At 71.9% G+C, this 13965-nt stretch carries 7 protein-coding genes; 1 reads left to right on the top strand and 6 read right to left on the bottom strand.

What is annotated here, in order from left to right; all coding sequences use genetic code 11:
- Positions 1–7 precede the first annotated feature (7 nt).
- A complete protein-coding gene (gene ald, locus AC1ROW_RS01845; protein ID WP_493017162.1) occupies positions 8–1123 on the top strand; it encodes an alanine dehydrogenase in 1116 nt (371 codons plus the stop codon).
- A gap of 99 nt (positions 1124–1222) precedes the next feature.
- Here the strand turns inward: ald and AC1ROW_RS01840 are convergent, their stop codons facing one another.
- From AC1ROW_RS01840 to AC1ROW_RS01815, 6 genes are all read right to left on the bottom strand, one after another.
- Complete coding sequence (locus AC1ROW_RS01840) at positions 1223–1840, bottom strand: zinc ribbon domain-containing protein (protein WP_493017161.1); 618 nt, start codon at positions 1838–1840, stop codon at positions 1223–1225.
- Positions 1837–4143, bottom strand: a complete 2307-nt coding sequence (locus AC1ROW_RS01835; RefSeq protein ID WP_493017160.1) for a DUF4129 domain-containing protein — start codon at positions 4141–4143, stop codon at positions 1837–1839. The genes AC1ROW_RS01840 and AC1ROW_RS01835 overlap by 4 nt, the downstream gene beginning before the upstream one ends.
- Positions 4140–5483 (bottom strand): DUF58 domain-containing protein, encoded by a 1344-nt coding sequence (locus AC1ROW_RS01830; RefSeq protein WP_493017159.1) that lies wholly within the window; start codon positions 5481–5483, stop codon positions 4140–4142. Before AC1ROW_RS01830 ends, AC1ROW_RS01835 begins: the two co-directional genes overlap by 4 nt.
- The gene (locus AC1ROW_RS01825; RefSeq protein ID WP_493017158.1) at positions 5480–6451 is read right to left on the bottom strand and encodes an AAA family ATPase; all 972 of its coding nucleotides are present in this window, start codon (positions 6449–6451) and stop codon (positions 5480–5482) included. The genes AC1ROW_RS01830 and AC1ROW_RS01825 overlap by 4 nt, the downstream gene beginning before the upstream one ends.
- A 104-nt stretch (positions 6452–6555) precedes the next feature.
- A complete protein-coding gene (locus AC1ROW_RS01820) occupies positions 6556–12486 on the bottom strand; it encodes an Ig-like domain-containing protein (protein ID WP_493017157.1) in 5931 nt (1976 codons plus the stop codon).
- Positions 12459–13880, bottom strand: a complete 1422-nt coding sequence (locus tag AC1ROW_RS01815) for a serine/threonine-protein kinase (RefSeq protein WP_493017156.1) — start codon at positions 13878–13880, stop codon at positions 12459–12461. The genes AC1ROW_RS01820 and AC1ROW_RS01815 overlap by 28 nt, the downstream gene beginning before the upstream one ends.
- Between the last annotated feature and the right edge of the window lie 85 nt (positions 13881–13965).

The raw sequence follows: 13965 nt of genomic DNA, 5'->3' as shown, positions 1-13965 counted from the left end.
GAGCCCCATGAAGGTCGCGATCCCCCGCGAGATCAAGAACAACGAATACCGCGTGGCGATTACGCCCGCAGGCGTCCACGACCTGGTCGGAGCCGGCCACGACGTGTACGTCGAGACCGGGGCCGGTGTCGGCTCCTCGATCCCCGACGAGCTGTACGTCGGCGCCGGGGCGACGATCCTCCCCGACGCGGCCGCGACCTGGGCGGCGGGCGACCTCATCCTCAAGGTGAAGGAGCCGGTCGCCTCCGAGTACGGCTACTTCCGCGAGGGCCTGGTGCTGTTCACGTACCTGCACCTCGCCGCCGACGAGGCGCTCACCCGTGCGCTCCTCGACGCCCGCGTGACCGCCATCGCGTACGAGACGGTCCAGCTCCCGAACCGGGCGCTGCCGCTGCTCGCCCCGATGAGCGAGGTCGCCGGCCGGCTCGCGCCGATCGTCGGCGCCAACACCATGCTGAAGCCGAACGGCGGCCCCGGTCTGCTCGTCCCTGGCGTGCCCGGCACCCACCCCGCGGTCGTCACGGTTCTCGGCGGCGGCGTCGCCGGCACGAACGCGACCTCCGTCGCGGTCGGCCTCGGCGCCGAGGTGACCGTCCTCGACACGAACATCGCGCGCCTGCGCGAGCTCGACGCCCTGTACTCGGGCCGCATCAAGACCATCGCGTCGAACAGCTTCGAGATCGACAAGGCCGTCGTGGCCTCCGACCTCGTCATCGGCTCGGTGCTCGTCCCCGGCGCGAAGGCGCCCAAGCTGGTCACCAACGAAATGGTCTCCCGGATGAAGCCGGGCAGCGTGCTCGTCGACATCGCCGTGGACCAGGGCGGCTGCTTCGCCGACTCGCACCCGACCACGCACGCCGACCCCACCTTCACGGTGCACCAGTCGCTGTTCTACTGCGTGGCGAACATGCCCGGCGCGGTGCCCCACACCTCCACGTACGCGCTCACCAACGCCACGCTGCCCTACGCGCGCGCCATCGCGAACAACGGCTGGCAGGCCGCCCTGCGGGCCGACGCGTCGCTGGCGCTCGGACTCAACGTGCACGACGGGCACGTCACCAACGCGGGCGTCGCCGAGGCGCACGGCATCGTGGACGCGCCGCTCGCGGACGCGCTGGTCTGAACCGCACGACGTGGGCTGGGCGGGGAGCCGCTCAGCTCACGTCGAAGCTCAGCTCACGTCGAGACTCAGCTCACGTCGAAGCTCAGCTCACATCGAAGCTCAGCTCACATCGAACCACTGGTCGCCGATGTCGACCCGGGTGCCCCGCTCGACCCGATAGCGCCGTCCGGCCTCGCATTGCCGCGCGACGCCGCCGAGCGGGCGCGCGACCGTGCCGTTGCCGGAGTAGCGGTCGCAGATCCACAGGTCCTCGCCCTCCAGCCCGAACTCCAGGTGCGTCTTGGACACGCTCCTGGCCGGGTCGGAGATCGCGACGAGCTGGTCGACGTGCTCGCCCGGCTGGGTGATCGGACGGCGGCCGACGAGGCCGCTCCCGCGGACCTCCACCGACTCCCCCGTCGAGAAGCTCAGCCGGTACGTACGCACGCGCGGGGCCGGAGGCGCGGGCGGCGCGCTGTCGAGTGGCACGACGTCGATCGCCTCGGTCGGCGGCAGGCCGTCCTCGTCCAGTTCGATCCCGCCCGGGAACCGTCCGGCGACCGCGGGCTTCGGACGCGCCACCGGCGGTTTGGCGAGCGGCGCGACGATCGAGGTGTCCGACGGCCGGGGGTCCGCGACCTCCGGCGGCCGCACGCGCGACGCGGTCACCGAGCTCCCGCAGTTGCCGCAGAACAGCGTTCCTTCCGTGAGCTCCGCTCCGCACACCCGGCACTTCATCGCCTGCTCGTCCTCTCTCCCGTCCTCCCACGGTATCCGAGCGAACGCAGCGAGACCGCCGCGAGCCACCGCTTCCACCGCGTGTCGCGCCGATCGAGTTGACTGCGGAGGTCGTCCACGGCCTTCCACACGGAGTCCGCCTCCGCACGGGTGGGCTCGACGGGGCTGAACACCGCGCGGTCGGCGACCTGCGCGAGCGCCGCCGCCCGGGAGCCGCCGATGGTGGTGGCGAACTCGAGCCGGGTGGCGGCGGGCGGGCGGTCGTAGCCGTGATCGACGGCGGCGTCGGCGAACTCGCGCCAGCCGCCGACGATCCGCTCGGCCGCGGTCGGCGCCGACCTGCGCAGCGAACGTCTGCGCCATTTCGCCGCGATGACGGCGAGGAACGGCGCCGCGACGACCGCGAGGACCAGCAGCGTCCAGCCGATGACCGTCAGGATCGCCAGGATCGCCTCCAGCACCGGGTTGGGCGCCGGCGGGTTCGTACTGTCGACCTGCGCGTTCGGCGGCTCCTCGTTCTGCTTGGGCGTGTCGTCGACCGGAGGCTGCACATTGGTCTGCGGTCGGGAGATCTCGGTCGGCTGCTGCGGCTGCTTCGGCGGCACGGGGCGCACGGGCGGCGTGGGGTCGACCGTGACCCAGCCGGCGGTGGTCTGCACCTCGATCCACGCCGAGGCGTCCGAGCCGAGCAGGGTGACGGCGCCTCTGGCATCCGCGGGCGCGACGAAACCCATCACCACGCGGGCCGGGAAGCCGAGCTGGCGCGCCATGAGAGCGGCCGTGACGGCGTACTGCTCCTGGTCCCCCAGCATCGGCACGTCCGTCAGCAGCTCGGTGATCCGGTCGGCGCCGTGCCCGGAGCGGCTGGCCGGCTCGTTCGGGCCGACGCCGTGCGAGAGGTAGCCGTCGGCTTGCAGCCCCTTCAGCGCGGCGGCGAGTTTCGGCCCCGCTCCGGTGACGCCGGCGGTGTACTTCTGCAGGGTCGACTGGAGCTCGTCGGGCACGACCGCCGGGCGCGGCACCGAGTCCGAACCCGGCTCCACCTTCGCGAGCTGCGCGGCGGTCAGCGCCGGCGGCGTGACCGAGTCGGCCACGTACGTGTCGCCGTCGTGCAGCGCGGCCATCACGGCGCCGGTGCCGGTCACATCGTTGTAGAAGTACGCGCCGGACAGGTTCGCGGCGTGCGGGCCGTAGAACTGGATCTGCTCGAGCTGGCCGGAACCGGGCACCCAGGGCCCGCGGTAGCCGCGCACGGTCACCGTCAGCTGGGTCGGGTCGCCCTTGGTCCCGCCCTGGTCGAGCCGGTACGGCAGCCGCGCGAAGGAGCCGGAGGCACTGGTGACCTTCTCGCTGCCGACCGAGTAGGTGACCCCGTCGTAGGTGTCGAGTGTCGCGACGCGGATCCGCCCGGAGGTGGGCAGGCCGGACACGCTCAGCATCGGCTGGGAGGCCGTGCCCGGCTCGAAGTACGACCGGAACCCGGTCAGCGGGCTCGGATAGGCACGCGGATCGAACGGCTGCTCGACCGCGGTCCGCACCACCTGGCGCTGCCCCGCGGGCGGCACGAGGGCAGTCGCGCCGATGCCGACCGCCGCGGCCACGGCCAGCATCACGGCTGCCCCCGAGGCCGTCAGCATCACCGTCGAGCCGCGCTCGCGGCGGCTCTCGACGGTGAGTCCGCTCTGCTGGCGCAGCGTGCGCACCGCGGCGGTCCGCCTGCGCAGGCGCAACCGGAGGTTCCACACCAGCAGGAGCGCGAACAGGGTGATCACCAGCCAGAGCGGGGCCGGGGTCACGGACGAGCCGAAGGCGATCCCGGCGATCAGCACGACGACCGGTGGGATGCCGGCGAGCTCGGGAAGCGACGACCGCAGCGCGACGCTCGTCGCGATCACAGAGGCCAGGAGCACGAGGATGAACGCGGGCACCAGCAGCGCCTCGTACGACCCGACGGGCACCGAGATCGTGACGAGCTGCTTCCAGGAGAGCCAGGTCCCCTGCACCAGGCTCAGGAAGCCGGCCCCGCTCGGGAGCAGGCCCCCGGTCGCCAGGCTCGGCACGGCGAGCTGTACGCCGGTCGCCAGATAGACGAGGACGACGACGCCCGCCACGACAATGCTGGGCCAGCGGAAGGTCGCGCCGAGCACGCCGACAGCGCCGCCGAGGACCAGCGTCGCCACCAGCATCGTGACGAACGCGCCGGCCTGGTAGACCGGCCAGAACGACCACGCGGCCAGGGCCACCGCCGCCAGAGCGAACGCGGTGTCGAGCGCGGCGGACCGCCAGGGCAGCCGGCCGATCACGTCGCGAGCCGCTTCGCGAGGCTGCGCTGGAGGTCCTCCAGGTAGCCGATGGTCAGCACGCTGAGGTCCGCGACCCTGCGCAGGCTCGGCACCGCGCCCTCGTCGCACACGATCGCCACCACGTCGACGCCGAGCGGGAAGTGCGCCGCCGCCGAGCGGAGCTGGGTCGCCGTCACGGTCGAGCCGCAGAGCAGGAACGCGATGGAGATGCCGGCGGCGTCCTCGCTGGCGACCTGGGCGAGCTCGGGCAGCCGGAGCGCGGACTCGGCCGTCTCCACCCCCGCCAGGTCGTCCAGGAGGCGGCCGCGGCCGACGGTGCTCAGCCGCCGGGCGCTGAACAGCACGCGCTTGGCGAAGTCGGGCGTCTCGGCGCTCGCGACGACGGAGACCGTGCGCGAGTCGAGCATCGCACGCACGCCGAGCGACCCGGTGGCGCTGACCGCCAGCTCGAACTCCGCCTCTGTGGCGTAGTCCGCCGCCGACAGGCTCAGGGCGACGAGGAGGTGGCTGCGCCGGGTCTCCTCGAACTGCCGCACCATGTAGCTGCCGGTCTTGGCGGTGCTCTTCCAGTGGATGTTGCGCCGCTCGTCGCCCGGCATGTATTCGCGCAGGGCGTGGAAGGCGACGTCGGACTGGGTCAGGTCGCGAGTCGGCGCGCCCTCGAGGTCGCGCACGAACCCGGTGCTCATGCTCGGGATGGCGATGGTGCGCGGGTGCACGAACAGGTCGAGCGACTCGGCCCACACCAGCTCGCGCCGCAGCAGCCCGATCGGGTCGGCGCGCACGGTCCGCACCGGCCCGATCGGAACGATCCCGCGCCGGCTGGTCGGCACCACGAAGACGTCGGAGTGCTCGTCGCCGCTCGCGAGCGCCGGCGCCGCGAACTCGGCGAGGCCCGCCCCGACCGGCACCTCCACGCGCACGCCGGGGAGCCGCCGCCTGGCCGGGTTCCGCACCGTGACCTCGCCCGGGGCCCGATCGCCGACCACGACACGGTTGGTCGGGAGAGCCAGGCCGACGTCGTACGCGAGCCGGCCCACGAGGTAGATCGACGCGATCAGCAGCAGCGCCACGGCCATCCAGCCCACGACCACCGCCTCCGTCCAGCCGAGGACGTAGCCGGCCACCAGCGCGAGGACGGTCACCGCGAACAGGGACCAGCCGAGCGGCGTGATCACCGCGCCGAGCGCCCGCGCCGCCGCCGCGACAGCCCGGCCGGCGGCCGAGCCGGTGCGCACCACCCACACGATGGCGTCGGCCAGCGCGCCGTCGCGCTCGCCGACGATGCGGGCGCGCGCGTTGGTGAGTTCGACCTGGGTGCGGGTGACGGTGCTGGTCACACGGCGGCCCGATCGCTGGGCGGCGGGACCTCGATGAGGAGCTGACCGACGACGCTGGAGGCGGTGACGCCCTCGAACTCGGCCTCCGGGTCGAGCACCAGACGGTGCGCGAGCACGGGCTCGGCCAGAGCCTTCACGTCATCCGGGGTCACGTAGTACCGACCGGACGCCGCCGCGAGCGTCTTGGCGGCACGGACGAGCGCGAGCGCGCCGCGGACGCTGACACCGAGCCGGATCTCGTCGGCCGAGCGGCTGGCGTCGACCAACCGGGACACGTAGTCGTTGATCGTCGGGTCCACGTGCACGCCGCGCGCCAGGTCCGCCATCTCGGTGACGGTCTCGGCGGAGATGACCTCGGGGACGACGATCTCGTGGGCACGCCGCTCGGCGCCCTCCAGGATGCGGAGCGTGGCCTCGTGATCCGGGTAGCCGATCGAGGCCTTCATCAGGAAGCGGTCGAGCTGCGCCTCCGGCAGCCGGTAGGTGCCCGCCTGCTCGATCGGGTTCTGGGTCGCGATGACCATGAACGGCTCGCCGACCGTGTGGCGCACGCCGTCGACGGTGACCTGCTGCTCCTCCATCACCTCCAGGAGCGCCGACTGGGTCTTCGGCGAGGCGCGGTTGATCTCGTCGGCCAGCACGATGTTGGCGAACACGGGCCCGCGGTGGAACTCGAACGCGCCGGTGCGCTGATCGTAGATGTTCACGCCGGTGATGTCGCCGGGCAGGAGGTCGGGCGTGAACTGCACGCGGTTGGTGGTGCCGCGCACGCTCTCGGCCATCGCGCGGGCGAGCGAGGTCTTGCCTGTGCCGGGGAAGTCCTCCAGCAGCAGGTGGCCTTCGCTCAGCAGCGCGACCAGGGCGAGGCGGATGACGTGCGACTTGCCGAGGAGCACGCGGTCGATGTTCTGCACGAGGCGGTCGAACACGCCCGAGAACCAGCCGGCCTGCTCGGGGGTCATCGTCATGCTGTCGCCTCTCTGGGATCTCCCGAGTCGGGGGTCCTCGATCTCGGTGTGCGTGAGCAGCGCGGCGCCTGCGCGCGCGCCGTCCTCAGTATGCCTGGCGTCGCTCATGGCATACCTGAGGCTGGGTAGGACGTGCTGTACGTGTCGCCGTTGGCGTAGACCTTCACCGCGAGCGCCGGGTTTGCCGTGCCGGGGTCCACGACACAGAGCGCGGTCTGACCGGCCGGCGGCATGTCGACCTCGGGGCCGCCGCAGCTGTACGTCACGCGGGTGTAGCCCGGTCCGGTCGGCCAGGCCGTCCAGCTGAAGGTCCCGGTCGCCTGGTCGAAGCGCTGGCCGGCGATCGCGGTGTTGACCGCGACCCCCAGGGGCTTCGTGAAGTTCTGCGGGGTGCAGAGCTGGGAGCCGTCGGGATAGGTCTCGCAGATGTTCGTGATGCTCAGCGTGAGCGGGACGCCGTAGTGCCCGGTGCCGCTCCCGGCGACGCTGCCGGTCGTGCCGGAGAGCTGCCCGCCGTCCACCACCGACCCGCCGCTGAGGAGCTGGTAGCTGATCACCGGGCTGGAGCCGCTGCCGGTCTGGTAGTCGACCGCGGCGTGGTAGTCCCAGGTGGTCGACGAGCTCGGCGTCGGGCCGGTGACCGTCACGTTCCGCACCGCGCCCGGTTGCAGGCGCTGGGTCGCCGAGACGACCGCGCTCGCGGTGCAGCCCTGGCCGTTGTAGGCGTAGACGACGAAGCTGTACGTCTGGTTGGCCTGCAGCCCGGTGAAGGTCGTGCTCTGGCCTCCCGTGTGGATGAACGAGGACGACGTGGGATCGACGTGCAGCACCGGGTTGCCGGTGTCCACCCCGGTCACGCTGCAGCCCGGCTCCGCGCCGCCCTGGAAGACGGCGGCGTAGTAGTCGGTGATCGGTTTGCCGTTGGCGCCGAAGACGCTCGGCCAGGACAGCGTGGCGCTCGAGCCGTCCGTGTTGTCGGGCGCCGCGCTCGGCGCCGTGCCGGTCAGCACCGGCGCCCCGGCGGGCACACCGCTCCCCGCAGTCTGGTTCCAGGTCGTCCTGCCCTGGTAGAAGGCGTTGCGGCTCGACACGGTGAAGCCGAGCGCCACGCCGTTCGCGATCCCCGGGTCCGTGACGTTGAGCGCGTAGCTCCCGCTGTCGGCCGACGAGACCTGGACGGCGTTGACGAGGCCGCCGACGGTGACGACGTAGGACGTGATCGGGCTCGCCCCCGGCGCGTCGGCCGGCCGGTTCCAGCTGATCCGGAGGCCGTGGTCCAGCGGCGTCCAGTTGACGTTGGCCGGAGCGTTCGGAATGACGTCCGACCAGACCGGCTCGACGTAGTCGGTCGGGTCGGACAGGCCGAGCGCGTTGCGGGCCTGCACGGCCAGGACGACGGCGTTCTGCGGACCATTGCCCGGCGTGGTGATCGCGCACACCGTGGTGGTGCACTGCGTGGTCCCGAGGACCGCCCCGGTGGCCGCGCTGGACATGGTGACCTGGAAGCCGGTGATCGGCGAGTTGTTGAACGCGCCGGGCGTCCAGCTCAGCGTCAGGCTGCGGTCGCCGATCGCCCCGACCTGCACATTGGAGACCGGCGCAGGCCGGTCCTGCACCGAGATGATGACCGTGCCCCAGGTGTAGCGGTCCGGGTCGTTCGTCGCGTCGGCGACCTCGTACTGCAGGGTGGTGTCCTGCGGCGCCGCGGTGCTGGAGACCGTGACCTGCAGCACCGAGTTGTCGGTGCTCGGCGTGATCGAGACGCCCGCCGGGAGGGCCCCGCCCAGCCCGCGCACGGCGATCACGCGCAGCGGCTTGCCGGGGAACGGGTTCGTTGCGGCGTCGTTCGCCAGCACATCGACCGTCGTCGTCTGGCCGCGCGGGGCGATCACCCGGTCCGGCTGCGGGCTGGCAAGCGGCCGCGTCGACGGCACGATGTTGAGGTCGATCCGGCCGGCCTGACCGGCGTTGACGGCGTCCTTGACCCCGATCGAGATCGACGGCGTGCTGCCCTTCTGCACATCGGCGCCGACCGAGATGGTCAGCTTCGAGCCCGAAAGCGAAAGCGAGACGCCGCTCGGGCGCGGGTTCTGGATCGAGTACTGGAGCTCGTTCTGGTCCTTGGCGTACGGGTAGCTGGTCAGCTTGGTCAGATCGACCGTCTTCGACTGCCCCGGCTCGAAGTCGATGAGCGCGCCGGTGAACACCGGTGGCTGGTTCTCGCGCGGCGTCACATCGATCGGCAGCACGATGGTCGCCACGTTGCCGTTCGGGTCGGTCGCGCTGGTGCCGTCGGTGACCTGGAAGGAGATGCTCGCCGGGCCGAAGTACCGGGAGGTGGAGGTGTACTGGAGGGTGTCGGAGTTGACCACCAGGTCGTCGCCGTTGGCGTGCGTCGCCCGTACCGTCGCCGCGTCGGTGAGCTTCACCTTCCGGCCGCCGATCGCCACGATGTAGTCGTTCAAGTGGATGGTGAGCGTCTTCTCGCTGACCACCGTCAGCTTGGGCGCCCCGCGCTTGAGCTGCGGCAGGGCGTCGTCGTAGCCGGGCACGCGGACGAAGCCGTACCCTGCGACCGACTCGTCCTCCGGGTTGGCCACCTTGAACGGGATGATCTGGCTCTTGGCCCCGATGGTGACGTGGAGGCGCTTGCCGGCCGTGACCGTCGCCGTGCCTCCGTAGCCCGACACGACCGAGAGCTTCAGCGTCGACACCGGGCCGTCGGCGAAGAACACGTTGCCGAGCACGTTCACGTCGACGGTGTTCCGGCCGAGGATGTCGGAGAGCCCGAGCACGGTGTCGCTCACCACCGGGCGCGCCGGCGGGGCGTTCTTGTCGACGGTGACCCGGAGGAAGGCCTGGCTGGTGCCGCCCTGCTGGTTCTGGATCGTGTAGAGGAATCCGTAGGCGCCCTCCTGCTGCGGGGCCTTCACCACCACGATGTCGCCCTGGATCTTGGCCTTGGCCTTGCCGTCCAGGGAGGTGACCGCCGTGACGCTGAGCGGGCTGCCGTCGGGGTCGGAGTCGTTCGCCAGCACCTGCACGTTGAGGGTCCGGCCCGGCCGCGTCGTGACGTCGTCTTCGACGGCGACCGGGTTGCGTGCGCCCTCCACCCGCGGCGCGATACCGACACGGACCGTTCCCGTCGCGCGGGCGCCGAGCGCGTCGACGACCGCGTACGTGAAGGTGTCGGTGCCCGCGCCGTAGGCGCCGGCCTGGAAGTCCATCCAGTCGGGCCCGGAGGCGACGACCGCGCCCTTCTGCGGGTTGGTCTCCTGCCCGACGAACTGCACCGAGTCGCCGTCCGGGTCGATGCCGGAGAGCGGGACGGTGATGCGCACCGTGTCGCCGGCCAGCACGCGGGCCGTAACGGTCTTCGGCACCGGCGGGTTGTTGGTGGCGAGGTCGCGCTCGCGCACCGCGATGTTCACCTCGGCGGTGGCCCACTGTCCGTCGGCCCCGTACACCCGGTAGGCGGCGACGTAGTTGCCCGGTTTGGAGGGCGCGAGATACCGCAGGTGGTCGCCGGTGGCGAACAGCAGTCCGGCGCCGGCCGGCAGCGGTGTCGCGAGGGTCGGGTCGAGCGTCAGCTTCTCGCCGTCGGGCTGGACGTCGTTGGCGAGCACGGGGATGTCGGCGGTGTCGTTCACCCGCACCGCCACGGAGTCCGGGACGGCGATCGGAGGCTGGTGCACGGTCAGCGCCGGGAGCTGGACGACCGTGACCGTTCCCTCCGTGTCGGCAAGGCCGTTGCTCAGCCGGTAGTGGAAGTCGACCGGAGCGGCGAGCGGACGGGTCAACGAGACGCGCAGGGTGCGCTGCTGCAGGATCTGCACCTTGACGCCGGTCGACACGGCGGGATCGGTCAGCCCGGTCACCAGCAGGACGCCGCCGGAGGGGTCGATGTCGGTGGACAGCACGTCCACGTCCTGCGTCGACTGCTCGCGGATGAACGCGGTGTGCGGCACGGCGATCGGCGACGTGTTCGAGCCGGGCGGCGCCTTCACCTCGATGCGCGCCAGACCGGTCGTCGTGATCACGCCGTCCGTGACCGAGTACTCGATGTTGTGGGTGCCGGCCTGATCCGACGAGAACCGGAAAGTGCCGCCCTGGTAGTCCGGCGTGATCGTGGCGTCCGCTTTGGAGGGCACCGTGCTCAGCCGCACGACGCCGTTGCCTCCGCGCACATGGTCGAGCGGGCGGATCGTGGCCTCCTGGCCCTGGTACGCCACCACGGCGAAGGGGTCGGCGATGATCGGCACCTGGCCGGGCGGCTGCACTGTGATGGCGAGCTGTCCTGTGCCCTCCGCGCGGCCGTCGGAGAGCACGAGGGCGATGTCCTTGAGCCCGCCGCCCTGGCCGTGGTCGGAATAGGCCACCTGGCCTTGCGGAGTGAAGGTCACCGTGTCCGGCGCCGGCACGGACGCGCCTGCCAGGTAGAACGGGTCGCCGTCCGGGTCGTAGCACTCGCTGAGCGTCGACGTCGTCACCCGGCCGCCGGCCGGCACGACGGCCTTGGCCGGCCGGACGCAGACCGGGGGCGAGTTCTCCTGCGGCGAGCGGACCGTCACCGTGACGTGCGCCGTCGCCGTACCGCCGCGTCCGTCCGAGATCGTGTAGTCGAAGCCGATCGATCCGCTCGCCGTGGCAGGCAGGGTGATCTGCAGCAGCTGGTCGGAGTTGGTCAGCTCGATCGTGCCCTGGCCGGCGGGGATGGCGGTGAACGAGTCGATCGTGAGGACGTCGCCGTTCGGGTCGTAGTCGTTGAGCAGCACCGGCAGCGGTGTCACTCGGCCCGGCCGGGCGCCGAACTGGTCGTTCACCGCGACCGGCGGCTGCTCCTGCTTGGCGTACTGGGGCGTGGTGTCCTGCTTGGACTGGTCCACCAGTTGCTGCGTGGTCTTCTTGGCGACGAGGTCGTCCCAGTTGTCGATGCGGGCGTTCCCGCTCTGCACGGCCCACGAGACGCCGGACCTCGCGTCGTTGAGGACCACCCGGGCGCGGTTCACCCGGAACGACAGCACGGCGCCGGAGGGCACCTGGCTCAGCGTGCTGCGGGTCCCGGCGGACGGGGTGGAGCAGGTGTGCCACACCGCGCCCGAGTTCCAGGCCGTGTACGCGCAGCCGCCCACCACCGCCGGGGCGGCGGGCGCTCCCGACACCGTGCCGAGCACGCGTCTCGGCGCCGTGCCGTCCAGCGGCACGCGGATGAGACCGCTGGAGGTCGCGATCCAGACCGCGCTGCCGTCCGCCGACGGCGCCTGGAGGACCGGGGAGCTGTCCTCGCCGAGCGCCGCGGCGAGGTCGATCGTCCGACCCGATACCCAGAGGGTCTTCTCATCAGGGTCGAAGAGCGCCCAGTGGCCGCCCGCCGACGTGAGCTGGACGTGCGCACCCGTCCCGCGCGTCGGCACCTTCTCGGACGAGGTCGCCGGCTGCTGGCCGCCGAAGTCGACCCGCACCAGCTTGCGCGCGTCCGGCTGATACGCGAAGAGCACGCCGGAGGGGTCCATCGCGCCCACCGCGCGGCCGCCCAGGTCCATCGTCGGCGCCGAGCCGGAGTTGAACTGCTCGAGCTGCTGCATCGACGTCAGCCAGAGCTGGCCGGTGGTCTGCGACAGCATCGCGACGTTGTCCCCCGCGACGGAGACCTGCGGCGATCGCGGCGGCAGCGCCACCGACTTGCCCGCCTGAGCGGTCGCGGGATCGACGACGGCCGCGGTGTTGGCCTCCTTGTCCAGGAGCAGCACGCTCTGACCGTCCTGGACGACGTCCAGCGCCTCGCCCGTGCCCTGCACGATCGAGTTGAGCGAGTCGATCTGCGTGTTGGCGCGGCCGAGCGCCTTCTTGGTGTCGCTGGCCACCCAGACCGCCGCGTCGTTGAGCTGCAGGTGCTGGGCGCTGTAGCCGCCTGACACCACGGCGAGCGTCGCGACGACCGCCGCCACCACGGTCCCGCTCAGGGCGGTGGCCGCGATCGACTTGTGTGCCAGGAGCCAGGCGCGGATCATGGCGAGCCGGTCCTCTGCACGCACTTCTGGCCGCTCGGCGAGCCGTTCTTGCCGTCACGGTTGACCGTGACCGTCACGCAGACGGTCTGGCCCGGCTTCGCGTCGACGCGGAACTCCGTCGCGCGCTGACTGCTCGGCGGCTGGTCGTCGACGGTCACCTGATAGCTGTCGCCGCTCTCCAGCCCCGGATCGCTCCAGGTGAACACGATGGTGCCCTGGCTGACCCGGCCACTGAGGTCGCGCACGGTCGGGATGTCGCTGGAGGCGTTCGCACGCACCAGCACGACGGTGGCCGTGACGGCGAGCACCACGACGAGGATCGAGCACGCGACCAGGGCCCCGATGAGGGCGCGCGAGACGCGGGCCGGCGGCGCGGGAGGGACCGAGGGCGAGCTGCCTGCGCTCTCCCGGACGATGGTCCGGGTGGGCGCGCGGGTCGCCCCGGTCGCGGCGGGGGCGGAACGGCGCCTGCGACGGCGGGCCGAGCCCGGGTCGATGGCGACCACGCCCTTGACGCGCGTGCGCTCCTCGGGATCGTCCGCCGTCGCCAGCGCCCAGTCGTCCATCGCGACCTCGATCGGCGTCTGCGGCAGCCCCAGCTCGGCCTCGACCGACTGGAGCTCGCGGATCAGCTCCAGCGCGCTGCGCTGGCGCGCCGACGGCTTGCGTGACATCGAGCGGAGCAGGACCTGCTCGAGCCGCGGCGGCACGTCCGGACGGCCGATCGGCTGCGGGCGGCCCTTGGTGATGCGCTGGATCAGCTCGGCGGAGGTGTTCTCCTTGCCCGGCTGCTCGAACGGCGAGCGTCCGGCCAGCAGCGAGTAGATCGTCGCCCCGAGCGACCACACCTCGCTGGCGACGGTGCCGCTGGTCTCGTCGAGCAGCACCTCCGGAGCCGACCACGGGATCGAGAGCCCGATCGCCTCGGTCACGTCGGCCTCGCTGAGCGTGGCCGCGATGCCGAAGTCGCTGAGCACCGGGTGGCCGTACGCGGTGGTGAGGATGTTGGAGGGCTTGATGTCGCGGTGCAGGACGCCCGCGCGGTGCGCCGTCTCGACCGCGCTCGCGATGCGCACCCCGATGCTCAGCACCTCGGGCACCGGCAGCGGGTCGGAGCGGTAGCGCTGGCCGATCGCCGACGAGCACAGCTCCATGACCAGGTACGGCCGCCCGTCGGCGGACACGCTCGCCTGGTACACGGTGAGGATCGAAGGGTGCGTGCTGAGCTGGGCCATCAGGTTGGCCTCGGCCTGGAACATCTGCTTGACCTGGCTGGTGACCACCTCGGCCAGCATGACCTTGACCGCGACCTGTCGGCGCGGCATGTTCTGCTCGTAGAGGAACACGTCGGCGAAGCCGCCCGAACCGAGCACCCTGACGTACGAGAAGCCAGGGAGGTTCGGCGGCTGTGAAGGCAAGCGCCGAGCCAAGCAGCTCCTCCCGTCATCGGCCGTTCGCGTTCGCGGGGGCGAAGGCGTTCATCAATTGTAGGCAGCCGCCGGA

Source organism: Leifsonia sp. GW821-FHT13C09, assembly GCF_058806435.1.
Note: the sequence above shows the minus strand (reverse complement) of the source record. Positions and strands in the feature narration are given on the sequence as shown.